General features: G+C 65.9%; 22 protein-coding genes and 1 pseudogene. 7 read left to right on the forward strand and 16 right to left on the reverse strand.

From position 1 onward, the window contains the following. The first annotated feature begins 265 nt into the window (after positions 1-265). From AC07R1_RS05485 to AC07R1_RS05505, 5 genes are all read left to right on the forward strand, one after another. Positions 266-442, forward strand: a complete 177-nt coding sequence (locus AC07R1_RS05485) for a DUF6026 family protein (protein ID WP_015635709.1) — start codon at positions 266-268, stop codon at positions 440-442. Between the two features lie 246 nt (positions 443-688). Next, on the forward strand, positions 689-2,431 hold the full coding sequence (locus AC07R1_RS05490) for a phosphoethanolamine transferase CptA (RefSeq protein WP_495110241.1): 1,743 nt from the start codon (positions 689-691) through the stop codon (positions 2,429-2,431). Between the two features lie 292 nt (positions 2,432-2,723). Further along, a complete protein-coding gene (locus tag AC07R1_RS05495) occupies positions 2,724-2,948 on the forward strand; it encodes a hypothetical protein (protein ID WP_015635710.1) in 225 nt (74 codons plus the stop codon). A 318-nt stretch (positions 2,949-3,266) separates the two neighbouring features. Further along, positions 3,267-3,941 (forward strand): heavy metal response regulator transcription factor, encoded by a 675-nt coding sequence (locus AC07R1_RS05500; protein ID WP_011061434.1) that lies wholly within the window; start codon positions 3,267-3,269, stop codon positions 3,939-3,941. Then, a complete protein-coding gene (locus AC07R1_RS05505; RefSeq protein WP_077934169.1) occupies positions 3,938-5,362 on the forward strand; it encodes a heavy metal sensor histidine kinase in 1,425 nt (474 codons plus the stop codon). Before AC07R1_RS05500 ends, AC07R1_RS05505 begins: the two co-directional genes overlap by 4 nt. Here AC07R1_RS05505 and chrA read toward each other — a convergent pair. From chrA to AC07R1_RS05545, 8 genes and pseudogenes are all read right to left on the reverse strand, one after another. Further along, positions 5,359-6,546, reverse strand: coding sequence for a chromate efflux transporter (chrA, locus tag AC07R1_RS05510; protein ID WP_495110242.1), 1,188 nt, complete (start codon positions 6,544-6,546; stop codon positions 5,359-5,361). The two genes, AC07R1_RS05505 and chrA, sit on opposite strands and share 4 nt — an antisense overlap. Then, positions 6,546-7,037: a GNAT family N-acetyltransferase gene (locus AC07R1_RS05515; protein ID WP_065364722.1), complete on the reverse strand. Its 492-nt coding sequence runs from the start codon at positions 7,035-7,037 to the stop codon at positions 6,546-6,548. The genes chrA and AC07R1_RS05515 overlap by 1 nt, the downstream gene beginning before the upstream one ends. Positions 7,038-7,195: 158 nt before the next feature. Further along, complete coding sequence (gene zapE / locus AC07R1_RS05520) at positions 7,196-8,323, reverse strand: cell division protein ZapE (RefSeq protein ID WP_220222697.1); 1,128 nt, start codon at positions 8,321-8,323, stop codon at positions 7,196-7,198. A gap of 176 nt (positions 8,324-8,499) precedes the next feature. After that, complete coding sequence (locus tag AC07R1_RS05525; protein ID WP_011061439.1) at positions 8,500-8,829, reverse strand: nuclear transport factor 2 family protein; 330 nt, start codon at positions 8,827-8,829, stop codon at positions 8,500-8,502. 52 nt (positions 8,830-8,881) lie between these two features. Further along, positions 8,882-9,598, reverse strand: coding sequence for a helix-turn-helix transcriptional regulator (locus AC07R1_RS05530; RefSeq protein WP_015635716.1), 717 nt, complete (start codon positions 9,596-9,598; stop codon positions 8,882-8,884). A 250-nt stretch (positions 9,599-9,848) separates the two neighbouring features. Beyond that, positions 9,849-12,326, reverse strand: a complete 2,478-nt coding sequence (locus tag AC07R1_RS05535; protein WP_015635717.1) for a TonB-dependent receptor — start codon at positions 12,324-12,326, stop codon at positions 9,849-9,851. Between the two features lie 122 nt (positions 12,327-12,448). After that, entirely contained in the window at positions 12,449-13,408 is a 960-nt protein-coding gene (locus tag AC07R1_RS05540) for a FecR family protein (RefSeq protein WP_401018491.1), read from the reverse strand. A 7-nt stretch (positions 13,409-13,415) separates the two neighbouring features. Further along, positions 13,416-13,913, reverse strand: a pseudogene (locus AC07R1_RS05545) (RNA polymerase sigma factor); the annotation flags it as partial. A gap of 258 nt (positions 13,914-14,171) precedes the next feature. Between AC07R1_RS05545 and AC07R1_RS05550 the strand changes: the two are divergent. Both AC07R1_RS05550 and AC07R1_RS05555 read left to right on the forward strand, forming a co-directional pair. After that, a complete protein-coding gene (locus tag AC07R1_RS05550) occupies positions 14,172-15,611 on the forward strand; it encodes a nucleobase:cation symporter-2 family protein (RefSeq protein ID WP_011061444.1) in 1,440 nt (479 codons plus the stop codon). 168 nt (positions 15,612-15,779) lie between these two features. Then, a complete protein-coding gene (locus tag AC07R1_RS05555; RefSeq protein WP_495110243.1) occupies positions 15,780-16,241 on the forward strand; it encodes an LEA/WHy family protein in 462 nt (153 codons plus the stop codon). On the opposite strand, the gene glsB is transcribed toward AC07R1_RS05555, so the two are convergent. From glsB to AC07R1_RS05595, 8 genes are all read right to left on the reverse strand, one after another. Further along, entirely contained in the window at positions 16,242-17,150 is a 909-nt protein-coding gene (glsB, locus tag AC07R1_RS05560; RefSeq protein WP_011061446.1) for a glutaminase B, read from the reverse strand. Positions 17,151-17,291: 141 nt separating this feature from the next. After that, a complete protein-coding gene (locus AC07R1_RS05565; RefSeq protein ID WP_495110244.1) occupies positions 17,292-19,082 on the reverse strand; it encodes a dipeptide ABC transporter ATP-binding protein in 1,791 nt (596 codons plus the stop codon). Further along, positions 19,079-19,924, reverse strand: coding sequence for an ABC transporter permease (locus AC07R1_RS05570; RefSeq protein ID WP_169891568.1), 846 nt, complete (start codon positions 19,922-19,924; stop codon positions 19,079-19,081). Before AC07R1_RS05570 ends, AC07R1_RS05565 begins: the two co-directional genes overlap by 4 nt. 23 nt (positions 19,925-19,947) lie before the next feature. Beyond that, positions 19,948-21,009, reverse strand: a complete 1,062-nt coding sequence (locus tag AC07R1_RS05575) for an ABC transporter permease (RefSeq protein ID WP_495110245.1) — start codon at positions 21,007-21,009, stop codon at positions 19,948-19,950. Beyond that, a complete protein-coding gene (locus tag AC07R1_RS05580; RefSeq protein ID WP_495110246.1) occupies positions 21,002-22,573 on the reverse strand; it encodes an ABC transporter substrate-binding protein in 1,572 nt (523 codons plus the stop codon). Before AC07R1_RS05580 ends, AC07R1_RS05575 begins: the two co-directional genes overlap by 8 nt. 10 nt (positions 22,574-22,583) lie before the next feature. Next, on the reverse strand, positions 22,584-23,783 hold the full coding sequence (locus AC07R1_RS05585; RefSeq protein ID WP_065364129.1) for an LLM class flavin-dependent oxidoreductase: 1,200 nt from the start codon (positions 23,781-23,783) through the stop codon (positions 22,584-22,586). Between the two features lie 187 nt (positions 23,784-23,970). After that, positions 23,971-24,702 carry a class II aldolase/adducin family protein gene (locus AC07R1_RS05590; protein ID WP_041118341.1) on the reverse strand — a complete coding sequence of 244 codons (732 nt, stop codon included), beginning with the start codon at positions 24,700-24,702 and terminating at the stop codon, positions 23,971-23,973. Between the two features lie 15 nt (positions 24,703-24,717). Continuing rightward, positions 24,718-25,773, reverse strand: a complete 1,056-nt coding sequence (locus AC07R1_RS05595) for an ABC transporter substrate-binding protein (protein ID WP_019094953.1) — start codon at positions 25,771-25,773, stop codon at positions 24,718-24,720. Between the last annotated feature and the right edge of the window lie 494 nt (positions 25,774-26,267).

Raw genomic sequence — 26,267 nt, forward strand, 5'->3', positions numbered from 1 at the left:
CGACGGCGCGAATTACCCATCGACCGGCCCCAGCCAATTCCCCTGACGGGCAGCAGAGCAATGAAGATTAGTCCTGTGCCAGCCCCTGAAGTTTCCCTGGCCCTGGGTGGATAACGCTGCAAATCTGCGCGAAGACACAGCGACCGCGAAAAATAAAAAAGTTCCCTTTGCCCGAAAAAGAAATAAAATTGCCGCCGATAGTGCTTTGCGCAAGGGATGCGGCCAGCGAAGCATAGTTGAGACACGCCATTTGCGAGGTGAAGCAATGGGCACAGTACTACCGGCACGACCAGCACAAACCCTGTACGTCACCATTCGTCGTGACGAATTGCGTCAACTCAAAGACGAACGCGATCAACTGCAACGGGAGCTCGCACAATTGCGCCTGCAGTTGCAAAGCCAGGGTCAACCGGCGCCGCTACACCTCTCCTCCGCGAGCTGAGCCTCGCCCCTGAACGCAGGCCCGACCTGCGTTCAGCCCCGCTGCAGGTCCCGGGCCAAGCCGCCTTCCCTCGCCATACCGCCACAGCCCACCCCGTTGCAGACCACAAAATAGCGACGTTCAGCTGACAAAGTTTTCACACTTGCCTGTCGATACTCCCGGCCATTGTGGCCGTCTTGTTACAAGACGGCGCTCATTCGCGACGCCCTTGGCGCGCAATGAATCTGGATCCCTGGGGAGCGCTCAATGGCATTGTTCAAACGCAGTAGTGCATCTGCGAAAGGTTTTGACTGGATGGGGCTGCTCTGGCTGTTCCTGTTCTTCTGGTATTTCTCCGGCATCACCCAACTGCTGATCCAGCTGACCGACACCTCCGGCTTCACCGGTTTCCGCCAGGCGTTCTTCATGAGCGCCATCTGGCTGGCACCGATGCTGCTGTTCCCGGCTCGCACCAAAGTCATGGCCGCCGTGATCGGCGTGGTGCTCTGGGCCTGTTCCATGGCCAGCCTGGGCTACTTCTTCGTCTACCAGCAGGAGTTCTCGCAAAGCGTCATCTTCATCATGTTCGAGTCCAACCCCTCGGAAGCCGGTGAATACCTGACCCAGTACTTTGCCTGGTGGATGCTCCTGGCGTTCCTCGCCCACAGCGCATTCGCCTTCTTCCTCTGGACCCGCCTGCGCCCGGTCTACCTGCCTCTGGGCCAGGCCCTGGTGGCGGCGACGGCTATCCTGGTGGCCATCGTCGGCTACCCGCTGGTCAAGCAGATCTCCCGCGCCGATACCCTGGCCGCCGGCCTGGAGAAATTCGAAACCCGCATCGAGCCCGCCGTGCCCTGGCAGATGGTGATTGCCTATCGCCGCTACCGCGAGCAACTGGACGGCATGCAGGGCATGCTCGCCAGCGCCAGCAAGATCGCCCCCCTGACCAACCTCAAGGACAGCATGGCCAACCAGCCGGCGACCCTGGTACTGGTCATCGGCGAATCCACCAACCGCCAGCGCATGAGCCTGTACGGCTACCCGCGCCAGACCACCCCGGAGCTGGACAAGCTCAAGGATCAGCTGGCGATCTTCAACAACGTCATCACCCCGCGCCCCTACACCATCGAGGCGCTGCAGCAGGTACTGACCTTCGCCGACGAAGAAAACCCCGACCTGTACCTCAAGAGCCCGTCCCTGGTCAGCGTGATGAAGCAGGCCGGCTACAAGACCTACTGGATCACCAACCAGCAGACCATGACCAAGCGCAACACCATGCTCACCACCTTCTCCGAACAGGCGGACGAGCAGGTGTACCTGAACAACAACCGCAACCAGAACGCCCGCCAGTACGACGGCGACGTGCTCGAACCGTTCTCCAAGGCCCTGGCCGACAGCGCACCGCGCAAGTTCATCGTGGTCCACCTGCTGGGCACCCACATGAGCTACCAGTACCGCTATCCGCCCAGCTTCGACAAGTTCAATGATCGCCAGGGCGTACCGGCCGGCGTGCGCGACGACCAGCTGCCCACCTACAACAGCTACGACAACGCCGTGCTGTACAACGACTTCGTGGTCTCGAACCTGATCAAGAACTACGCCAAGACCGACCCCAACGGTTTCCTGCTGTACCTCTCGGACCACGGCGAGGACGTCTTCGACTCCGCCGGCCATGACACCCTGGGGCGCAACGAAGCCCGGCCGACGGCGCCGATGTACACCATTCCGTTCATGGCCTGGGCCTCGCCGAAATGGCGGGAAACCCATGACTGGAGCTTTGCCTCGGACCTCAGCCGCCCCTACATGAGTTCCCAGCTGATTCACACCTGGGCGGACCTGGCGGGCCTGAGTTTCGATGAGCTGGACCACAGCCGCAGCCTGGTGAGCGACAGCTTCAAGCCACGCCCGCTGCTGATCGGCGACCCCTACTCGCGCCAGAGCAAGCCCTTGATCGACTTCAGCCTGATGAAACCCAAGGCTCCGGTCGAAGCCACGGTGGTACAGAAGTAAGCCCCCTGTCACGCCCGCAGGATCCGGCTTGCCGGCAAACAGCCCCGAGAACCCTGGCCGGTTCCCGGGGCTTTTTTTTGCACCAGGCCGCGTCCGCAGGCGGCGCCTTCAAGGAGGTGCCCTTGCCGGCCAGCGCAGCCAAGCGCCGGCAAAGACACATGATGTCGAAATTGTAATCAGCACTTCAGGCTGACGTTAACCCTCGCTTAATACACTTCGGTGAAACTTTCGCCCATCACTTCTTGTGCAGGGACGTAACAAGTACCGAACATTCTTAAGCAGGAAAAACAGCATGAAACTTTCAACTTTGGTATTAAGCGGCCTGATTCTGGTAGGTTCCAGCGCGGCCTTTGCCGAAGGTGGCTCGGAAAATATGCAGCGCTTCTATGACAACTTCCGCGTTAGCCAGCAGCAACTTCATGGCGACAAGACCGAAAACACCGCAAAAGCCGAAAAGCAGAAATCCGAGCCCAACTATTCCGCCTCGGATGCCAAGCAACAACAGCCTGGTGCCTGACCCCCAGTTCCAGCGATACCCCTTCCCGGCAATCTGCTCCTTTGCCAGAAGTGGATGTTTGGCGCCCTTGCGGGCGCCTTTTTCATAGGGGCTGCCCTCCTTCTCTTGCACCCGCATGACAGGCAGATGACAACCCGGTCATCTGCCGCCCGCAGTGCCCCGGCTCAATTAGTATCGCCGCACCATGCCACTCGCCACTGATCGGACAGCCTGGTTAATCAGTTGAATTAGCTGGGTTATTTTATTGACCCTATAGCTACTACAGACTTTAACCTGCGCTCGCTCGACAGCCCCGACAGCTTTGAAGAGGATATTGCAATGCGCATTCTGGTGATTGAGGACGAACCCAAGACGGCCGACTACCTGCATCAGGGCCTGAGTGAAAGTGGCTATGTGGTGGACCGGGCGAACAATGGCGTGGACGGCCTGCACCTGATTCAACAACAGCCCTATGAATTGGTAATCCTGGATATCAACCTGCCCGGCAAAGATGGTTGGCAAGTTCTTGAACAACTGCAGGGAAACTATCCCGCACGGGTCATGATGTTGACTGCTCGCGGGCGCCTGGAAGACAAGGTCAAGGGCCTGGATATGGGCGCCGATGATTATCTGGTCAAACCGTTTCAATTTCCCGAGTTGCTGGCCCGGGTTCGTACCCTGATGCGTCGTAGTGAAGTGATTGTCCAACCGGAAGTTCTGCAAGTTGCCGACCTGCAACTTGACCCGCGCCGTCATCGAGCTTATCGCGGCAGTCGGCGTATCGACCTGACGACCAAGGAATTCACCCTGCTGCATGTATTGATGCGCCACAGCGGAGAAGTACTGACCCGCACCCAGATCATCTCCCTGGTCTGGGACATGAACTTCGACTGCGACACCAATGTGGTGGAAGTCTCCATCAGCCGCTTGCGGGGCAAGATCGACGACGCCAGTGACGTCAAGCTGATCCATACCCTGCGCGGTGTCGGTTATGTCCTGGAAGCACGCCCATGACAGCGCGCCCCGCCGCCGCGGCCAGCAGCCTGTCCATGCGCCTGGGGCTGACCGTCGCCCTGATGGGCGCGGCACTGGTGGTGCTGCTGGCAACCCTGGCCTACCTGGCGTTGAACCATGAGCTGGACAACCTGGCGCGCAAGGGCCTGGACAGCAAGCTGGAGCAGATCCGGCACAGCCTCACCAGCGACCTCAAGAGCAGTGACCTGGCGGCCCGCCCCCATTCCCTGCTGGACCTGGTGATGGGCCACGACAACCTGCAATTGAGCATCCTCGGCAGCGATCCGCTGGCCGAACCCCTGCTGATTGTCGGCGGCATGGCCCAGGAGTCCCTGCCCGAGCCCCTGGGCAATATCGGTGGCGACGGCTATATCGACTGGCGCGACAGCCGCGGCAACCCCTTGCTCAGCGCCCTGCGGCAGATGAGCCTGCGCAACGGCGAGCAGGTCCAGGTGGTACTGACCCTGGACCGCAGCAACGATCAGGCGCTGCTCAGCGCCTACCTGCGTTCCACGGTGATCGCCCTGCCCCTGTTGCTGCTGCTGATCGGTTTCGGCGCCTGGTGGCTGGTGCAACGGGGCCTGCTGCCGCTGCAGCAGTTCAGCCGGGTCGCGGCGCGGGTGACCACCCAGGACCTGACCCACCGCCTGAAGCTGCAGGGCCTGCCCCGGGAGCTGGCGGAGCTGGGCCAGGGCATCAATGTCATGCTGCAACGCCTGGACGGCGGCGTGCAGCGCCTGTCGCAGTTCTCCGACGACCTGGCCCACGAGTTGCGCTCGCCCATCAGCAACCTGATGGGCAAGGCCCAGGTGACCCTGTCCCGGGAACGCCCGCCAGAGGAGTACAAGGCGGTGCTGGAGGCCAGCATCGAAGAGCTGGAGCGGGTCACGCGGATCGTCGCCGACATGCTGTTCCTGGCCCAGGTCAGCCAGCCGGCGTCCCAGGCCCGGTTCGCCCGAGTATCGCTGGGGGAAGAAGCGCGCCGGGTCATCGACCTGTTCGCCCTGAGCGCCGAAGAGAAGCAGCTGCAACTGCAGCCCAGTGGTGATGCCTGGGTGCTGGGGGACCGGCTGATGATCCAGCGGGCCATTTCCAACCTGCTGTCCAACGCCATTCGCCACAGCCCGCCGCGGGGGCAGATCAGCCTGCGGGTGGAGCAGACCATGGAGGCCGTGAGCCTGAGCGTGGGCAACCCCGGCCCGGGCATCGCCGCCAGCCACCTGCCCCATCTGTTCGAGCGCTTCTATCGGGTCGACAGCAGCCGCACCCGGGCCGAAGGCGGCACCGGGCTGGGCCTGGCCATCGTCCGCTCGATCATGAACCTGCACCAGGGGCGCACCGAGGTCAGCAGCATCCCGGAACTCCTGACCGAGTTCCGCCTGGTATTCCCCCGGCTCGACCCGGCGCAGCATGACCTCTAGAGCAGCCAGGCACCGGCCCCGGCCCCCAGCAGCACCAGGGCCCAGGGCGGCACCCGGCCGCTGCGCAACAGCAGCAGCGCCAGCAACACCGCCACCAGTTCCGGCGCGCCGGTCACGCTGCTGGTCCACAGGGGTTGGTACAACGCTGCCGCCAGCAGGCCCACCACCGCGGCATTGACCCCGGCCAGGGCCGCCTGGATGCCCTGGCGGTGGCGCAGCCGCTGCCAGAAGGGCACCACGCCGATCACCAGCAACAGCCCTGGCAGAAAGATCGCCAGCAGGCACACCACCGCCCCACTCCAGCCATCGATGGCCGCGCCGAGAAAGGCCGCGACGCTGAACAGCGGGCCGGGCATCGCCTGGGCGCTGGCGTACCCGGCCAGGAACAGCGGGCTGCCGACCCAGCCGGGCTCCACCACCTGCGCCTGCAACAGCGGCAGCACCACATGGCCGCCGCCGAATACCAGAGCGCCGACCCGGTAGAAACCATCGAACAGGCTCAGCAGGCGCCCCGGCCAGAGCAGCACCAGCCCCGGCAACAGCACCAGCAACAACAGCGCCAGCCCCAGGCAACACGCCCCCAGGCGGCGACTCGGCCCAGAGGGAGGACTCTGGACCTGCACCTGGAACACCGGCCTGATCAGCCAGCGGCCCAGCAGCGCCGCCAGCAGCATCACCAGCAACTGCCCGCCCAGGCCCGGCCAGCGCAGCACCAGCGCCGCGGCCAGCACTGCAATGACGATCTGCAAGGCGCCCCGGCACAGGCTGCGGGCCATGCCCCACAAGGCCTGGGCCACCACCGCCACCGCCACCAGTTGCAAGCCCTTGAGCGCCCCGGCCGGGACCCCGCCCCCCAACCCCAGGGCCAGCAGTGCCAGGGCCAGGGCCGAAGGCAAGGTAAAGCCGGCCCAGGCACACAGGGCCCCGGGCAGGCCACGGCGAGACAATCCCAGGGCGATGCCGACCTGACTGCTGGCAGGTCCGGGAAGAAACTGGCACAGCGCGACCAGCTCGGCATAGGCCGCCTCCCCCAGCCAGCGCCGGCGCTGGACGAATTCCTGGCGAAAGTAGCCCAGGTGCGCCAGCGGCCCGCCAAACGAACTCAGGCCCAGGCGCAGAAACACCAGGAAGATCCGCCAGGGTGTTTCTACCGGGACCGGCGCGCAGGGGCTGGGGGCGTGCATTACAAGGCTTTGCTCCAGAACAGCATGCGCCCGTGAGCCGGGTCGAGCATGGCATTGGCGAAACCGCAGGCGCGATAGGCGGCCTGGGCCTGGGCATTGCCCTCCAGCACTTCCAGGGTGACCTTGCAGCAGCCCCGTTGCCGGGCGATGTCCTCGACCTTCTGCAGCAGGCGCTTGCTCAGGCCCTGGCCGCGGTAGCTGTCCAGCACCACCACGTCATGGATATTCACCAGGGGCCGGCAGGCAAAGGTGGAGAAGCCTTCGAAGCAGTTCACCAGGCCCACCGGCTGCCCGCCGGCAAAGGCCAGCACGCTGAACGCCTGGGGCCGCTTGGCCAGCTCCGCCGGCAACTGCTGGAGCCGGTCTGCGTCCAGGCGCTGGCCGCCGCCCATGGGGTCCTCGGCATAGTGGTTGAGCAACACGCCTATGGCTTCGGCATGCACCGGGTTGCTGTAACTGGCTTGCAACACCACGACATCGGCAACGTCCATGTTCATCCTCGATCAACGTATTGAAAGTGAGCGCTCAGGGCTCAGGCAGCCTCGATTGTAGGCTGGGGGATTTGACCAAACGAAGATTTTTAACCCGCGCACTACAGAATAAATCCTAAGCAGCGGCCGGGATCCATGGCAGCCGGAAGGGTTTCCCTTCAGGCCGCGGGCCCACCGGCAAAACGCTGCAACTGCATTTCCTGCAGGCGGCTGAGGGTGCGGCGGAAAGCGAACTCCAGGTAGCCCTCGGTGTACAGCTGTTCCATGGGCACCCGGGCTTCCAGGTACAGCGGCACCTTGCGGTCGTAGCACTCGTCCACCAGGGCGATGAAACGCCGCACCGCGTCGTCATGTACCGACAGCTGCGGCAACTCACGATCCCCGGCCACCACCCGCTCGGCACCATCCTCGGTGCCCCGGGCAATGCGTGCGGGGCGCTGGCAAGCGCTGAGGTTGGGCACATCGCTCAGGAGAATGGCCTGGAAGCGGTCGCACAGGGCCATGAAGTCCATGGCGGAAAACGGCTGTTCGCACAGTTCGACGAAGCTGCACCAGACCACCGTCCCGCACGCCTTGACCACCTGCAACGGGCGATAGCCGAGCAACAGCGGCTCGCTGCTCGCCGGCTGCCCGGCACTCAAGCGCTCGAACACCGGCCCCAGGGCGCTCGGCTGCCCCTCGGCGCCAAGCCAGTAGCGTTGCTCGGCGGTGCCCGGGTGCAGGCGGTGATCCTGCTCGCCGTCCACCGCCACCACCTGCATGTGCTGGCGGATGGCGCTGATCGCCGGAACGAAGCGCTCGCGGTTGAAGCCATCGGCATACAGCTGCTCCGGGGGCTGGTTGGAGGTGCAGACCAGCACCACGCCCTGGTCGAACATCACCTGGAACAGGCGCCCGAGGATGATCGCGTCACCGATGTCATTGACGAACAGCTCATCGAAACACAGCACCCGCACCTCTTCGGCCAGCTCCCGGGCCAGGGCCTGCAAGGGGTCGGCAATACCGCTCAGTTGGAACGAACGCTGGTGCACCCAGCCCATGAAATGATGAAAGTGCTGGCGCCGCGCCGGGACCCGCAGGCTCTGGTAGAACTGGTCCATCAGCCAGGTCTTGCCCCGCCCAACCGCCCCCCACAGATAGACCCCGGGCACCGCCGTGCGCCCTTGATGCAGGGCTTCATGGCATTGCTGCAAGGCCTGCACCGCCCGCGCCTGCGCCGCGTCGGCGACAAAGCCCTGCTGCTCCAGGGCGTATTGGTAGGCGCTCATGGGGGAATCGAATGGCATGGGGCTCGGGCCTCCTGGCAAAGAGCCGCAGTATGCCAGCATGAGCCGCTCCAGGCCGACCTGTAGCCGCTGCCGAGCCCGCGAAGCTGGGAAAAGGACCGCAGGGCCTTGCCTGGCGGTCTCCAGCAAAACCTTGGGCATGCTCAGGTTTTTCGCCGCCTGCGCCAGCGGCTACATCAGCGGGAAATATCCAGGCGTTCGATCCGCCCTTGGGCGTCCAGGCGGAAGGTATGGCGCAGGGCCTGGGGGCTGCCGGGGAAGTCACCGCACACCCGGCTGTCGAGCAGCACTTTGCCGGTGCGCTGCTGGACTCCGAGGATTTCCAGGCGGCACGCGCCTTTGCCCATCCAGCGGGCGATCTGCTGGGGCCCCACGCAGTGCTCGCGTTCATCGAAGACCTGGGCGCGGTCGGCGAAGATCGACGCCACCACTGCGCTGTCGCCGCTGTTGATGGCCGTGACATAAGCGGCGATGGCCGGGGCCAGGGAAGGGTCTGTGGCCGACATGACAAAAGCTCCTTGCTGTTGAATAAGCGGGCCATGCTAAAGCCCCCGCGTGTCATTTCCTGTCAGCAGTGAAACGGCCCTGCTCATCGCTGTGCATGCGTTTGCGCCAGGCTCGCAGCCAGTCGCTGCGCCGCCCCGGATACCGCTCGCCCTGTTCCTGGGCGGCGGCAATGCGGTCGGTGCGGAAGGTGCGGTAATCCTCGCGCAATTCACACCAGGCCACGATCACCCGGGCCTCGTTGAGAAAGCCCAGGGCCAGGGGCCAGACCCGGCGCTGGCTGGGGTTCTGGTTGACGTCGGCATAGTCGATCAGCAGCTTGGCCTGAAGGCGGATCGCCTGGCGGAACACATTGAGCGACACCGGGTTGTCGGGGAAGCCGTAGCCCGCCGGGCCGGGCAACAGGGTCGGATTGCGCAGTGCGTCCTGGGCCGCGGGGGCCAGCACCGCAGCGATCTTGGCCATGGCATCGGCGGCGGCCTTGCTCAGTTCCTCGTCGCCGCGCTGGTCGACGTAGCGCAGGCCCAGCACCACGGCCTCGGTCTCGTCGGCATTGAGCATCAACGGCGGCAGGAACAGCCCGCTGCGCAGCACGTAGCCTATCCCGGCCTCACCGTAGATCGGCGCGCCCAGGGCGGTCAGCTCGGCGATATCGCGGTACAGGGTGCGCTCGGAAACCTCCAGCTCCGAGGCCAGGGTCGCGGCGGTCACCGGACGGCTTTTGCCCCGCAGCATCTGCAGCAGGGTGAGTAAACGACTGGCTCGCGACACGCAGGTGCACTCCGGAAAAAACACCGGCGCAGATTACCAGAGCCTCCTGACAGTTTCTGTCAGGAGGATGGGGGTTGGCGGGACATTGCCAGGCATGATTCTGCCGGGGTCCTGTAGCCGCTGGCGCAGGCGGTGAAGGCACTGCGTCGCAGGGTTCGGCTGGGAGTTGCCAAGCAAGGCCCTGCGGGCCTTTGCGCAGCCTCGCTGGGGCTCGGCAGCGGCTACAGGGGCCGCAAGAGCCCCCGGGGCATCAGTAGGCCATGGTCCAGGTCAGGGTGTAGGTGCGGCCACGGCCCTGGTAGTCGTAAAGGTAGTCCGGGCCGTAGGTCGGCGAGTAGAACAGCTTGGCGCGCTGGCCCCAGACGGTGCTGTACTGCTTGTCCAGCAGGTTCTGGATGCCGCCGCTGAAGGTGCCGAACTCGGTGTCGTGGCTGCCCAGCAGGTCGAAGGTGGTGTAGCCGTCGATGGTGTTGGGCGCATCCACGCTGTGGGTGGCGTCGATCTGCTTGACCGCGTCGTCCTTGAGGGTGAAGGCGTGGTTGCCCTGCAGGCGCACGCTGCTGCTGTCGTCCTTCCAGCCGACGAAGGCGGTGAGTTTCGACAGCGAGGCATAACGGGCGTCGCGCTTGCTCCAGCCGCCGTTCTTGTTCTCCTCCTCGGAGCGCACGGCATGCAGGGTGCCGCCCAGCTCCCAGCCGTTCTGGAAGTGCCGGGTCAGGGCGCTTTCAAAACCGTAGTCGCGGCTTTTCTGGTCCTTGACGTCGATGGTCAGGGTGGCCTGGTCGGTGGTGATCACCTTGTCCGACCAGATGTAGTACAGCGCCGCCTGGGCATCCCAGTCGCTATCGGAGAAGCGCCAGCCGGTCTCCACCTGGCGGCTCTTGATCCCGGCCAGGGGGTTGTCGTCCACGCTCAGGCCCGGCTTGCCGTAGAACTTGGCCGGGTCCGGCAGATCGAAGCCCTCGCCGTAGTTGACCCACAGCTGGTGGCCGTTCTTGAAGTCGTAGATGGTGCCCAGGTTGTAGAGGTTGACCGCATAGTCGTTGCTGCCGCCGGGTACGTTCTTGAACTGGCCCACGTCCACGTCCATCTGCTGGCGCCGGTAGCCGCCGGATACCGTCAGGTTGTCGGTGGCGTGCCAGTCCAGCTGGGCATAGCCGGACAGGCCATCGACCCGGTAGCTGGGATAGCGCGGCGCCTTGCTCTGGGTCACCAGGTCGAGACCGCCGCTGCCCGAGGAGATGCCCTGGTCGAAGGTGCTCTGCTGGGCATTGAAACGCTCGCGGTCCAGGTCCACGCCGTAGGTCAGCTTGAACGCCTCGAACTCCTTGGCGAACAGCGCCTTGAGGCTGGTGACTTCGAAATTCTGCTGGGATGCGGCGAAGTACACACCCTTGGAGCCTGCGGGGCTGCCGCTGTTGTAGTAGGGGAACGGGAAGAAGTTGTCGTCTTCCTTGCGGTACGAGGCCTGCAGGTAGAAATCCTGGCCCAGCACGTCGCTGTGGTGGTAGTTGGCGTTGAGCAGCAGGCGCTTGGTACGCGGTTCCAGGTCGGTGGAATAGCCGCCGCGCAGCTCGGCGTCTTCCAGGTTGGACGGCGCCTTGTACTTGAGGTTGGGGAAGTAGATCCCGGTGCTGCCATGGTTGCCGGAGTCGTAGTACTGGGCCAGCAGGTCCAGGCTCTGCTCTTCGTTGAACTGCAGGGCCAGGCTGCCCATCAGGTCCAGGGTACGGTTGTACTGCAGGTCGGTCTGGGTGTTGTCGATGAAGATCTGCTTGCCGGCACCGTCATAGAACGCCTGGTTCTGCTCCCCCGCCACCGCCAGCCGGCCGCTGATGGCTTCGTTGCCGCCGCTCACCGACTGGGCGATGCGGGTCGTCAGGTCGTCACTGTTGTTGAAGCCGCTGCTGGCCCCCAGCTGGGTCTCGAAGCGCGCCGGGCCCGGTTCGCCTTTCTTGGTGACGATATTGATGATGCCGCCGGTGGCGCCGCCGCCGTAGATGGCGCTGGCCCCGGACAGCACTTCGACCCGCTCGACGTTGAACGGCGAGATGCTGTCGAACTGTCGGGACAGGCCCCGGGAACTGTTCTGGCTGACCCCGTCGATCATCACCAGCACGTTGCGCCCGCGCATGTTCTGGCCGTAGTTGGTGCGCCCTTCCGGGGCCAGGTCGAGGCCCGGTACCAGCTTGCCGATGGCTTCCTTGAGGCTGACCCCGGTGCTCAACTGCTCGCGCAGCTGGCTCTGCTCCACCACCCACACGGTGCCGGGAATCTCGCTGATGGCGGCGCTGGTGCGTGACGCCACGGTGACCTGGGTCGGCTTGAGGTTGAGGCTGGCGGCCGGCACGCCAGCCCGACGCAGGATCACCGTGTGCCCGTCGCTGAACGACCAGCTCATGCCACTGCCGGCCAGCAGGCTTTGCAGGGCCTGGGCCACCGTGACCTCACCGTTGAGGGCGGTGGATTGCAGGCCCTCGACATCGCTGGTGGTGTACAGCAGGCGCAGGTCGGCCTGATCGGCGAAGCGGGTCAGCGCCTGGTCCAGGGGCTGGGCCGGCAGGTTCAACGAGACCCGGCGCTCCTGGGCGCTGCCGGCCTGGCTGACCGTGGCGGCCTCCTGGGCCTGGGCCAGGACCGGGCTCAAGGCCCCGGCGAACAGGGCCTGGGCCAGTAATGTGCGGCGCATGATGTGGTGACCGCGCCCCAGTGTCGACAGCTTGAACATTGCTTTCACGTGTTCCTTCCCAGCCGGTTGAAATGACGTCAATGAGAATGATTGTCTTCTCAGTCTCACTACGACGATTTCCCCCAGGGGAACTTGCAGTGCCCAGGCAAAAAAAATTCGACTCAGTGCAGGACCGCCAGCCATGGCAGGTAGGTGACGTGCAGCGGGTAGCGCTGCTGCAGGGCCTTGAGCGAGCCTTGCGGATCATGCAGGTCGAACACACCGCTGATGGCCAGGGCCGCCAACTGACCGTCGGAAATCAGGATGCGCCCGTGCTGGTAGCGCTCCAGTTCACCTATCACCTCACCCAGCGGGCGGCCGTTGAAGATCAGCTTGCCGCGCTGCCAGGCGGTCAGGCTGGCGGCGTCCACGGTCTGCTGGGCCAGCAGCGGCTGGCCGGGCTGGTATTGCAGGCGCTGGTCGGCCTGGAGCAGCACTGGTGCGTGGTCACCGCTGAACTGCACCTGCCCTTCGCGCACCACCACCGTCAGTTGGTGGCCGTCGCGGCGCACGCTGAAGGCACTGGCAGCGCTTTGCAGTTGCTGGGCCTGGGCCTGGACCACGAAGGGCCGCTGCGGGTCGGCCAGCGGTTCGAACAGCGCTTCGCCGCTGCGCAGGATCACCCGGCGCTCATCCGTCGAGTAGGCCACCGACAGCGCACTGGCGCTGTTGAGGGTGACCCGCGAGCCGTCCGCCAGGGTGATGCTCTGTTGCTGGCCGACCCCGGTGTGGTAGTCCGAGGTCAAGGCCGGCCACTGCTGCCAGCCCAGGCCAGCCCCCAGCGCCAGCAGCAGCGAAGCGGCCAGCGCCGGCCAGAAGCGCCGTGGCCGGCGCACCATGGCGGGCGGCGCCTGGTGTTGCCGCGCGGTCTCGGTCTGCCCCAGGTCACCCCACAGTTGCTGGGCCTCGGCGGCCGCTGCGGCATGGGCCGGGCTGCGCTGGCGCCATTGCTGGAAGGCCATGCGCTGGGCCGGCGTGGCGTTGCCGGAGTGCAGCAGCACCAGCCAGTCGATGGCGGCGTCTTCGAGGCTTTCGGGGTGGTCGGTCATGGCATCGGCGGCAGGCAAGAAGGAATCATTCATGGTGGACTTTCAGCCAGTCGCGGCAATGGCGCAGGGCCTGGCCGATGTATTTTGCCACCATGCTTTCGGAAACGCCCAGGCGCAATGCGATTTGTGCCTGGGTCAGGCCTTCCAGGCGATTGAGCAGCAAGGCCTGGCGGGCGTTGTCCGAGAGTTGCGCCAGGGCCTCGTCGAGCACCGCCAGGCGCTCCTTGGCCAGCAGCACGGCTTCCGGTGCCGGGGCCGGGTCCACCGCTTCGGCGTGCTCCTGGCCGTCGGCGAGGTTGGCCGCCAGGCGCTGCTCGCGGCGCAGGGTGTCGATGGCCAGGTTGCCGGCCACACGGAAAATGAAACCGCGATCGTTGTGCACCTCCACCGTCTGCGGATCGACCTTGAGCAACTTGAGGTAGGTCTCCTGGGCCACATCCGCCGCCCGTTGGCGATCGCTCATGCGCCGGGTGAGAAACTTCAGCAGGTCGTCGTAATGCTCTTGAAAGCTGCGCAGCAGGCTGGGGGTCGGCAGCATCGGGGGGCGGTCCGCAGATCGGGGAGGCGGATTATTCCATAAAGGCAAATGAGAAACAGTATCTTTCGTATCCTTTCCAACTTGGCTTTTTCCGCCTGTTTGCCCTTCTGGCTGCGGCGCCTTTCTGGCATCCTGCGCCTCCTTTTTTCTGACCGGGTGCGCACGTCTTGTCCATGACATGGCGTTGCGGCCCAAGTCCCGTCCACTTTCCGACGTGTGCCCCCGTAGTTTTCACACGTCACTGGCAGGCCTTTTCCCATGACCGCACCCGACCGCTCCCCTCCCCGCTACAAGTCAGACCTGATCTATGGCCTCAACGACCGTCCGCATTTCAGCGCGGCGATCTTCGCCGCCCTGCAGCATGTGCTGGCCAGTTTCGTCGGCATCATCAGCCCGACCCTGATCTTCGGCGGGGTCCTGGGGCTGGAAAGCGAGCTGCCGTACCTGATCAGCATGGCGCTGTTCGTCTCTGGCCTGGGCACCTTCGTCCAGGCCCGGCGCCTGGGGCCCATCGGTTCCGGCCTGCTGTGCGTGCAAGGCACCAGCTTTTCCTTTATCAGCGTGCTGCTCAGTGCCGGCTTCATGGTCAAGGGCCGGGGCGGCGACACCAACGAAATCCTCTCCACCATCTTCGGCATCTGCTTTGTCGCAGCCTTTATCGAGATGTTCCTCAGCCAGTTCATCGGCAAGTTGCGCAAGCTGATCACCCCGGTGGTGACCGGCACCATCATCACCCTGATGGGCCTGTCGCTGATCAAGGTGGCGGTCACCGACATGGCCGGCGGCTACGGTGCCAGCGACCTGGGCGCGGCGAGCAACCTGGGGCTGGCGGCGCTGGTGCTGCTGACCATCGTGGTGCTCAACCGCTTCAACCACCCGATGCTGCGCCTGGGCTCCATCGTCATCGGCCTGACCCTGGGTTTCGTGGTGGCCTGGATGCTCGGCCGGGTGGACATGGCGGCCATGCCCGAGGTGCCCCTGGTGAGCGTGCCGGTGCCGTTCAAGTACGGCTTCTCCTTCGACCTGATCGCCTTCATTCCCCTGGCGGTGATCTTCCTGATTTCCCCCCTGGAAGCGGCCGGCGACCTGACGGCCAACTCGATGATTTCCCAGCAGCCGGTGAAAGGCCCGCTGTACATCAAGCGCATCAAGTCCGGGCTGCTGGCGGACGGTTTCAACTCGGCGGTGGCAGCGGTGTTCAACAGCCTGCCGATGGTCACCTTTGCCCAGAACAACGGGGTCATCCAACTGACCGGCGTGGCCAGCCGCTACGTGGCCTACTTCATTGCCGGGCTGCTGGTGCTGCTGGGCCTGTTCCCGGTGATCGGCGCGGTGCTGCAACTGATGCCCAAGCCGGTACTGGGCGGCGCCACCCTGATCATGTTCGGTACCGTGGCCGTGGCCGGGATCAAGATCCTCGCCGAGGCCGGGCTGCACCGGCGCAACGTGCTGATCGTGGCCATCTCCCTGGGCATGGGCCTGGGCGTGGCGGCGGTGCCGGAAGTGCTGCGCGAGCTGCCCAAGGCGCTGCACAACATCTTCGAGTCGCCGATTACCGTGGGCGCCTTCTGCGCGATCTTCCTGAACATCTTCCTGCCGGAGGAATTCCTTGAGCTGGAAGAAGACGAGTTCGATCCGGAAGCGGCGACCCTCAAGGTCATGCAAGACCCGGACATGAGCGGCAAAGCGAACTCCTGAGGCTCGCAGGCGTCTATGCTGCGAGCGCTGGTGATGGGCCCTCGGCCGTGGAAGGCTGGCCGGGGGTTTGCCAGGCAAGGCCCTGCGGGCCTTGTCGCAGCCTCGCAGGCTCGGCAGCGGCTACAAGGTGCCGGCCAGCCATTCATTTCCATTGCCGACAGGTATTCCATGCGTAGATTGATCGCCTTGACCCTGGTACTGCTCAGCCTGAGCGCTTGTGCGCTGTTGCCCAATCGCGATCCACTGGCGATCAATGTGGTGGGCATCGAGCCACTGCCGAGCCAGGATCTGGAAATGCTTTTCGCGGTGAAACTGCGTCTGCAGAACCCCAACGAAAGCCCCATCGACTACAACGGCGTGGCCTTGGACCTGGAGGTCAACGGCCGCCCCCTGGCCTCCGGGGTCAGCGACCAGCAAGGGCATATCGGCCGCTACTCGGAAGACATCCTGGTGATCCCAGTCAGCGTCTCGGCCTTCTCGGTGCTGCGCCAGACCCTGGGCCTGAGCCAGACCCAGAGCCTGGACAACCTGCCCTACGTGCTGCGCGGCAAGCTCGCCGGCGGGCTGTTCGGCACCCAGCGCTTCATCGATCGCGGGCAGCTCAGCCTGAGCAACCCCGGCGCCTGGTAACTAGAACACCGACCAGCCGATACGCTGGCTGAGCAGTTCCAGGGCCGCCATGCCCACCAGCGAGTTGCCGGCGCTGTTGAGCTCCGGCGACCAGACGCAGACCGTGAACTGCCCCGGCACCACCGCCACAATTCCCCCGCCCACCCCGCTCTTGCCCGGCAGGCCGACCCGATAGGCAAAGTTGCCGGCCTCGTCGTACAGGCCGCTGGTGGCCATGATCGAGTTGACCTGCTGGGTCTGGCGCCGGGTGAGAATCTGCTCCCCGCTGTGCTTGCAGAAGCCGTCGTTGGCCAGGAAACAGAAGGCCCGGGCCAGATCCACGCAGCTCATGCGCAAGGCGCAGTGGCTGAAGTAACTGCGCAGCACCGCCTCCACATCATTGTGAAAGTTGCCGAAGGACTGCATCAGGTAGGCCATGGCCGCGTTGCGGGCGCGGTGCTGGTACTCCGACTCGGCCACCCGACCGTCCACCATCACCTGCAGGTTGCCCGACAGGCGCCGGACAAAGTCGCGCATGGACAAGGCAGGCGCGGCAAAGCGCGACTGGTTGATGTCGCAGATCACCAGGGCCCCGGCATTGATGAAGGGGTTGCGCGGCCGGCCACGCTCGAATTCCAGTTGCACCAGGGAATTGAACGGCTGCCCCGAGGGCTCGTGGCCCAGGCGCTCCCAGATCGCCTCGCCGGAATGACCGATGGCCTGCACCAGGCTGAAGACCTTGGAAATGCTCTGCACCGAGAACGGCGTATCGGCGTCACCGGCGCTGAACACCTGGCCGTCGTTGCCATACACGGCAATGCCCAACTGATTGGCCGGCACATCCGCCAGGGCCGGAATGTAATTGGCCACCTGGCCTTGGCCGATCAGGGGGCGGACTTCATCGAGAATCTGGTTCAACAGGTCTTGCATGTTCTGGCTCATTACCGATACGACTGCGGGGCTATGGCAGCTAGACGCACGCCAGGGCCGGCGCAGCACAGTCCACCGGCAAATGCCCCCCCTGTAGGAGCTGGCTTGCCAGCGAAGGCGGTGCAAGGGTTTCTGAAAATGTCACCCAAGCCGTGGCGAATTCTCCAGCAGGGTCCGGGTGTAGATGTGCTCGGGTCGGTCCAGCACGGCGTCCACTGCGCCCTGCTCCACCACCCGTCCCTGCTTGAGCACCAGCACCCGGTCGGCAATGGCCCGTACCACGCCCAGGTCATGGGTGACGAACAGCAGGGCCAGGCCTTCGTCTTGCAACTGGCGCAGGAGCGCGAGGATCGAGGCCTGTACCGAGACGTCCAGGGCCGAGGTGACTTCATCGCAGATCAGCAGCTTGGGTTCGCACACCAGGGCCCGGGCAATCGCCACCCGCTGTCGTTCGCCCCCGGACAGGCTGTGGGGATAGTGGTCCGCCAGGGCCGGCGACAGCGACACCCGTTGCAGCACCGCATGGACCCGCGCCCTGGCCTCGGCCCCCTGGATGCCGAAAAAGTGCTCCAGGGGTGCGCTCAGGGTCTGGTACAGAGTGTGCCGCGGGTTCAGCGCCCGGTAGGGGTTCTGGAAAATGTACTGGATCTGGTGCCGCAGCCCTTTGCTCCGCTGCCGGGCCGACAGGCTCAGAGGCTGGCCGGCATACCGCACCCGGCCTTCGGCGTGCTCGCCAAGCCCGGCCAGGGCCCGGGCCAGGCTGGTCTTGCCGGAGCCGGACTCGCCCACCAGCGCCAGGCACTCCCCCGCCACCACTTGCAAGCTGACGTCGAACAGCACCTGTCGGTCATAGGCCAGGTTCAGGCCCTGGACCTCCAGCAGCGGCCGTCGTTCGCTGCCGGACACAGCCGCTTGCACCGCCACCACGGGCACCGGCATGGGCAACGCCTGCCGATAAGGGTCGATACAGGCCACCTGGACATCAGCTGCAAGCCCTTGCAGCAACGGCTCGCCCGCTGTGCATTGGGCACCCCGGCGCGGGCACCGGGGCGCGAAGGCACACCCCGCCGGCCGCTGCCCCGGCGCCGGGGCCTGCCCAGGTATCGCCAGCAGGGGCCGGCGCTGGCCGACATCGGGAATCGCCGCCAGCAGGCCCCGGGTATAGGGGTGGGCCGGCTGGCGAAACAGCGCCTCGCGGGAGGCACTTTCGACGATCCGCCCGGCGTACATCACCAGCACCCGGTCCACCAGGTCCTTGATCACGGCCAGGTCGTGGGACACATAGATCGCCGCCACACCCAGGCTTTTGCACAGGTGGCGCAAGGTGCCGAGGATGTGCGCCTGGGTGGTCACATCCAGGGCCGTGGTGGGCTCATCGAGCACGATCAGCCGGGGCCGCAGGACAAAGGCCAGGGCCAGCATCACCCGCTGCTGCTGGCCGCCGGACAGCTGATGGGGAAAGCGCCGCAGGAACTCGCGATCCGCCGGCAAGCCCACATCCTTGAGGGTGTCGCGGATCCGCTGCTGCCGCCCGTGGCGGTCCAGGTGCGATGGATGCACCGCCAGGGTTTCCTCCAGCAGGTCGGCAATGCGCAGCGCCGGGTTCAGGGCGGTGGCCGGGTCCTGGGCCACATAGCCGATCAGGCCGCCCCGGGCCCGGCGCAGGTCCTGCGCCGAGAGGTCCAGCAACGACTGCCCGGCCACCTCGACCCGCCCTTCGACAATCCGCGCGCCCCGCCGGGCATGGGCCAGCAGGGCCGTGGCCAGGGTGGTCTTGCCCGAGCCCGACTCCCCCACCAGGCCAAGAATTTCCCCCGCGGCCAGGCTGAAGCCGACCCCGGACAACACCTCCACGCCAGCCGCCAGCTCCACCCGCAACCCCTCAACCTGCAGCACCCGGGCCTCTCGGGTCACTTCCACCACGGCGTTCATGGGCCTTTCTCCCCGATCCGCGCCTGACTGCGGCCGATGCCCTCGGCGAGGATGTTGGTGCCGTAGGCGAACACCCCGATCAGCAGCGCCGGGGCCAGCACCGCCCAGGGCTGGACCAGCAGCCCGGCCTGGTTCTCGTTGATCATCAGCCCCCAGTCGGCGGCCGGCGGCGCCACCCCATAGCCGAGGAAGCTCAGCCCCGACAGCATGCCCACGCCCCAGGTCAGCATGTTGCCGAAGTGCACCAGCAGCGGCGTGAGGATGTTCGGCAGGATTTCCCCAGAGAGGATCCGCCAGCGCGAATAGCCCATCATCTGCGCCGCCTCGACGAACTCCTGCCCCGCCACCGCCACCGCGCTGCCCCGGGCCAGGCGCACCACCCCGGGGGTGAAGGCGATGGCCACGGTGAGCACGATCAACCAGGGCGCGCGCCCCAGCATCGAAACGATCAACAGCACCAGGATCAGGTCGGGAAAGGCCAGGGACACATCTGCCAACCAACTGATCAACGTGTCCAGCCGGCGCCGCGAAAGGCCGGCCAGCAACCCCAGGGCGCCGCCCACCAGCAGGGCGATGGAGGCCGCCGCCAGGGACATCCACAACACCGACAGGCCCCCGCTGAGCAACCGCGAAAGCACGTCGTGGCCAAGAAAGTCATGGCCGAGCCAGGCGCCGGCAGCGGGCGCGCCGTATACCGGGCCCAGCATGTCGGTGCTGCCATGGGGCGCCAGCCAGGGCCCGAACAGCGCCAGCAGTACCACCAGCAAGGTGATGAATGCGCCCTTGCGGGTTTGCGGTTCGCCCAGCCACAGGCGCCAGCGGGAAATGCGTAAGTCGTTCATGGATAGGTCCTCATGCCGCAGGTTCAGGGAGCCTTGGGCGCCGAGCGGCGCCACCAGGGCTGGAGGCCTCGTCGGTTGCGGCGGATCAGGCCGGCCCGCCGCGCCGTACGCAACTTGGGGGTCAGCAGCACCGTGGCCAGGTCTGCCAACAGGTTGATCAGCACCACCCCCAGGGTGATCACCAGCACGATGGCCTGGATCATCGGCAGATCGCGCATCTGGATCGCCGAGTTGAGGGCGGTGCCGATCCCCGGATAGCTGAACACCACTTCCGCCAGCAGGGCCCCGCCGATCAGGGTGCGCAGGGTCAGGGCCAGCCCCTGCACCGCCGGCACCAGGGCATTGGCCAGGGTGTGGCGCCAGACGATGCGCCACTCAGGGATGCCCCGCAGCCTCGCGGCGATCACATAGTCCGATTCCAGGGCCTCGATCATTGCCGCGCGCACCATGCGCGTCAGGTAGGGCAAGGCCGACAGGCTCAAGGCCAGCACCGGCAGTACCAGGAATTGCAGCTGGCGCCACAGTGCCAACTGGGGGTCGAGGATCGACACCGCCGGCAGCAGGTCCATGTGGGGCATGGAAAACAGCAGCACCAGGCCAATGGCCAGAAGAAAACCCGGGGTAGCCTTGAGGAAGATCAGCAACGACAGGCTCAAGCGGTCCAGGCGGCTATCACGACGCAGGGCCAGGGTCACCCCCAGCAGCACCGCCGCGGGCACCACCAACGCGATGACCCCGGCCAGCAACGCCAGGGTGTAGCCCAGGCGCGCGAAGAGGACGTCGGCCACAGGCGCGCTGGAATCCAGGGACTGCCCCAGATCGCCTTCCAGGGTCTGGCCCAGCCAGTGCAGATACTGCTCCAGCAGGGGCCGGTCCAGCCCCAGTTGCCGTTGCAGGGTGAGGATGCTTTCCAGGGGCGCGTCGGGGCCAAGGATCACTCGCGCCGGGTCCGAGGGCAGCGCCTGGGTGGCGATGAACACCACCAGGCTGATGACCCAGGCCGTGAGCAGGCCGTAGCCCAGGCGGCCGACGAACCAGGACAGCCAGGCCGGGGTACGGGGCGTGTTGCGGCAGGTGTCAGGCATGGTTCAACCACATTTCGTCAAAGCGCCAGGAGGCGAAGGTCGTCTGTTCCGGCACCAGCCCGCCAACCCGCACCGAGGCCGCGTCCAGCACATCGTTGAAGCCCCAAATCAGCAGCCCGCCGCGCTGGTGCTGGATGGCCTGGGCTTCGTGCACCCATTGCCGGCGCAGTTGCAGATCGGGCTGGGCCAGGGCCTGCTGGTACAGCTGGGTGAATCGCGGGTCGTGAAAGTTGCTGCGGTTGTAGATGGCCTGGGGGGCGTCGTTGTGCAGCGCCGAGGCAAGAAAGCCCCGGGCCGGCGTGGCCCCGGGCGACAGCAGCCACTGTTCGCGCTGGGGGCCGTTGAACACCGAAGCGTCAACCTGGGTCACCTTGACCTCGACCCCGGCCCTCTTCGCCTGCTGGGCGAACACCAGCGCCGCGTTCACCCCCGGGCCCGGGGTGGTGGTCAGCTCCACCCGCAGGTCGCTCTGCCCGGCCTGACGCAACAGCGAACGGGCCTGTTCCAGGTCATGGGGCCGCTGGGCAATGCCGTGGTTGTAGGTGGGGTCGTGGGGCGAATACAGGTCATTGGCGACTCGGCCGAAACCATTGAGCCCACGGTCCACCAGCTCCTGGCGGTCGGCCAGCAGGCGGAATGCCTGGCGCACCCGCACATCCTGGAACGGCGCCTTGGCCAGATTGAGGTTGAAGCCGGTGAAAGAAGTACTCGGCGAGGCGTAGAAGCGCAGCCGCGGATCGGCCTTGAGCAGCGCGCTGTGCTCGGCCTGTACGCCGCTGGCCACGTCGATCTGCCCGGCCCGCAGCGCCGCCGCCCGCGACACCTGGTCCTTGAACTCGATGATTTCCAGTTCGTCGGCGTAGGGCTGGCCGGGCTTGTAGTAGTTCTCGAAACGGCTGTACAGCGAACGCTGGCCGGGAATGAAGCGCTTGAGCCGGTAGGGGCCAGCGCCCACCGGGTTGGTCTGCGGGTGGTAATCGGTGGGCACTATGGCACCGAAGCTGATCAGGGTTTCGTCCAGGGGAAAGAAGCTCTGGCCCTGTTTGAAGCGGATTTCGATGGTGCGCTGATCGAGCTTGCGCAGGGCCTGGCGATCGATGGCCCCCACCAGCCCGGCAAAGGGCGAAGCCAGTTGCGGGTCGGTCAGGCGCAGGATGGAAAACAGCATGTCGTCGGCGCCGATGCTCTTGCCGTGGTGGAACTCCAGCCCCGGCTTGATGCGGATGGTCCAGACGCTGGCGTCGGCATTGGGCTCGGCGAACTCCGCCAGGGCCAGCCGGGTACTGACGTCCGGGTTCCATTCCCATAACTTGCTGTACAGCGCCCAGCCGCGAATGATCCCGCCGCCCACCGGTTTGTGGGCGTCGAGATTGCCGGACTGGTCGCCATCGATGATCCCCACCCGCAGGCGCCCGCCGCGCACCGGGGTGCCGGGCAGCAGCGGCGCGGCACCGGGCGCCGCACCGTTGTCACAGCCGCTGAGCAGGCTGCTGCCCAGCAACAGGCCGCCACCGGCGGCCAGGGAATGGCCGAGGAATACCCGGCGGGAAAATGCCTCGCTCATGGCTCGCTCCTCAGGCCTGCTCGGTGGCCTTGGCCGGTTGCCTGGCCACCAGCGTGGCGCCCAGGCGCGGCACCTCGAAACCGTGGTCCAGGTCCAGCAGCGGGAACAGCAGGTCCGCCACCCGGTGGGCCTCGTCGATCAGCGGAAAGCCCGAAAGAATGAAGGCCGAGGTGCCCTGCTCTTCGTATTCGCGAATACGCTCGGCCACTTGCCGCGCGCTGCCCACCAGGTAGGTGCCGGCGGCGGGCCCGAGAATGTTGAAACCGAACAGGCTCGGGCCGAGCCAGACATTGGGGTAGATCTCCAGGTCCCGGGCCTTGGGCAGGCGGCCGGCGCGGATCGCCTCGACATTGCGCTGGATCTGCGGGTCGTCGCTGTGGAAGCTGTCCAGGGTTTCTCCCGGCGGCAACTGGCGTTCGATGGAAGCCCGGGCGGTCTGCAGCGAGGTGCGCTGCAACAGTTTCTCGGCGTGGGCCCAGGCCTCCTCCTCGGTTTCCCGGACGATGATCTGCAGGCGCGTACCGAAGCTCAGCTCACGGCCGATCTTCGCCGCCTCGGCGGCCACCTTGCGGAATTTCTCGCCGAGTTTCGGCGGCGTGTCGGCAAAGCTCAGGTACACATCCAGCAACTGCACTGAATGGGCCACTCCCGGGCCGGAGGTGCCGGCGCCCCACAGCGGGATGCCGGGGCGTTGCCTCGGCGCGTGCCAGCCGCCCAGGGGATGGCCGGCCGCGGCCGGCGAGCGCGGCGCCAGCTTGACGTAGCGGCCGTCGTAGCCGTCGGTGTCCCCGGCATAGAAGCCCTGGAACGCCCGCCAGTACTCCAGGCTGAAGTCATAGCGCTCATCGTGGGGATAGTGCACCCCCAGGGTGGCCAGCCCGGCGTCACTGCCGTTGACCACGTTGAACAGCAGGCGGCCGTTGGAGAACTGATCGAAGGTCAGCGCCCATTTGGCCAGCACCGCCGGCGACAACTCCCCCGGGTGCTGTGCCACCAAAAAGCGCAAGCGCTGGGTGGCATCGATCAGCGCCGCCGAGACCGCCAGGCTTTCATTGGGGCTCGAACCCAGCAGCGAACCGTAGTAGCCCAGGCGATCGCTGGCCACCGCCAGTTGCTTGAGGTGCTGGAAATCGGTGTTCCAGCGCCCTTCCGGCTCCCAGGGATAGGGGCCGTCGGGGGTGGTGAGGTACCAGAGAATCTTGACTGCCATGTAGCTGTTCCTTGAATGATTGAAGCCTGTACAGCCATCGCTGCCCCGCCCACCGCCCACCCCCACCGCGTAGGAGCCGGCTTGCCGGCGAAGAGGCCCTCAAGCCTTGTATCGCCCTTGCGGGCGCTTTCGCTGGCAAGCCAGCTCCTACAACAGCTCCGATAGCCGCTGCCCGGGGAGCGGCAGGTCAGCTGCGGCGGTCGATGGCGGGCACCAGGCCGAGCTCCGTGGCGCGCTCGTACAGGCCGCTCATCTTCCATTGCTGGGTCAGTACGCCTGGGCCATAAGGGCGGGAGCCACCCAGGGCGTCGGCCAGCAGTTGCAGTTGCGCGCCCTCTTCCAGCAACAGGATGAATTCCGCCGTGGCCCGCAGGCCCTGCTTGCCCCATACCGTGGAGCCGCCGTTGGCTTCGAGAATCGCCAGGTTGAAGGGGTTCTGGGCAATGCTGTCGAGGATGAAGTCCACCTCGGGCTGGCGCCGGTCGATGTACACCGGCAGCTCCCGGGCCAGCTGGTAGCGCTGCACGGGCACATAGTGGAACGGCAGCGTGCGGTGGGTCTGCGCCCAGGCGCCCAGGTACGGCGAATGCACGTGGGACACGGTGGTGATATCGGAGTGTTGCTGGAACAGTTTGGTGTAGCGACCGAGGCCGCCCTTGCCCTGGCCGAGGATCACCTTGCCGGCAAAGTCGGTGACCGTGGCCTGCAACGGTTTGCGGTAGTTCCACGGGCCGCCGTAGTTCACCGAGACCAGCAGTTCCTGGCCCGGTACCCGCTCGATGAAGCCCACGGTGCCGTTGGCGGTGATGGTCTGGGTTTCGCGGAACACGGTGAACGCCTGTTCGGCCTCCAGCAGCACCTGATCGATGAAGGCCTGCAGTTCCTGGGTAATGGGTTGTTCGTTGATCAATACGGTCATGGCAATTCTCCGGGTTCAGGCGCGGCGCTGGGCCAGCAGTTCATGGGCGGCGTGCAAGGGACGTGGGTCGACCCAGTCGGCAATGGCGAAATCCCGTTCCAGGAAGCCATGGCGATAGAGGAAGTTTTTCTGGATATCGAGAAACTCCAGGCGCTGCGGCGACAGGTCCGGCGCCAGGGTGGTGTGGAAATCGCCGCGGTAGGCCTCATTCACCCCGGCACTGCCGGCCCGGGTTTCCTCTTCCAGGATGGCGTTCAGGGCCGGCCGGTTGTGGGCCGCCCAGTCGGCGGCGCGCAGGGTCTGGGCGAGAAAGCGCACCACCAGATCGAAGTGATTGTCCAAGAGGCTCTGGTGCACGGTGATCGGTCGCGGCGTGCCGTTGTTGATGCGGTAGCGCGGCTCAGCGATCAGGTCCAGGTCGATACCCACCACCAGCCCCAGGCGCCGCGCGGCATCGGCGGCGGCAGCCCCCTTGACGTAGACCGCGTCCACCTCGCCGCGCACCAGGTAGTCCAGGCCCGACCACAGGCGCTGCAACCCTTCCTGGGGCGAGGCGGCGCGCTCCTGGTCCTGCAATGCCACTTCCACCAGTTGCACGTCGTCGAAACCCAGGCCCGCCAGGCTCAACGCGCCTTTGTAGCCGTGCAGGCTCATGGCCCGGGCGATGCTACCCGGGCGGTTTTCGCCCCAGGCCGGGAGCGCCAGGCGCTTGCCCTTGAGGTGCTCGGGGCGGCTGATGCCGGAATCCGGGCGCACCAGCAAGGTTTGCCATTCCTCGATCCAGGTCAGGCCGATCAGCCGGCTGGGGGAACCGGCGGCGCGGGCAGCCAGGGCCGGCACGTTGCCGCCCTCGCGAAACAGCCCGGGCAATTGGTGATCGTAATGGTGATGGCCCAGTTGCCGGGCTTCCTGCAGGGTCGCGACCGGCAGGCCGTCGGCGGCAAACTCCTCGCTGAGCCAGCCCAGCTTGTAGGCGATCCCGGAAGCCGTGGGCACCGGGCAGCGGGTGAACCAGATCTGCTCCAGTTCAGGCTGGGCAGCGGACGTGGGCAATGTGGCGGCAAGCGTCATGAACGAGTTCCTGTGCAATGGCGGTTGCCAGGGCTATTGCAGCGCCCGTGCCAACCGGCCCAGGCCCCGGATTACGGGGCCTGGGCCGCTGCCCGCGAAACCGGCACCTCGCCGACTGCTGCCCGACCAGCAGCATTGCGCAGCGACTGCTGCTGTCGGAGCAACGGGCCGACGAGCATTGCTGCTGGAGCAGCAGCAGGCGTTTTAGCACCCATTGCGCACCCGCCCGCCAGCCTTGTCGCACAAGGCCTGCAACGGATTTTCAGCACACTGAAAAGGCCCTGGCGCAGAACTTGCTCAAGCCTCCTCAAACCCAGCCCTTTTTCGTAGGAGCTGGCTTGCCAGCGAAGGCGTCGCCAAGACCGGCGCAAGGTTCAAGAGCCCCTTCGCCGGCAAGCCGGCTCCTACGGATAAGGCCGATACACACGCCCCTGTAGGAGCTGGCTTGCCAGCGAAGGCATTGCCAAGACCGGCGCCAGGCTCAAGGGCCCTTT

It is taken from the genome of Pseudomonas sp. GW821-FHT07F01, from assembly GCF_059418825.1.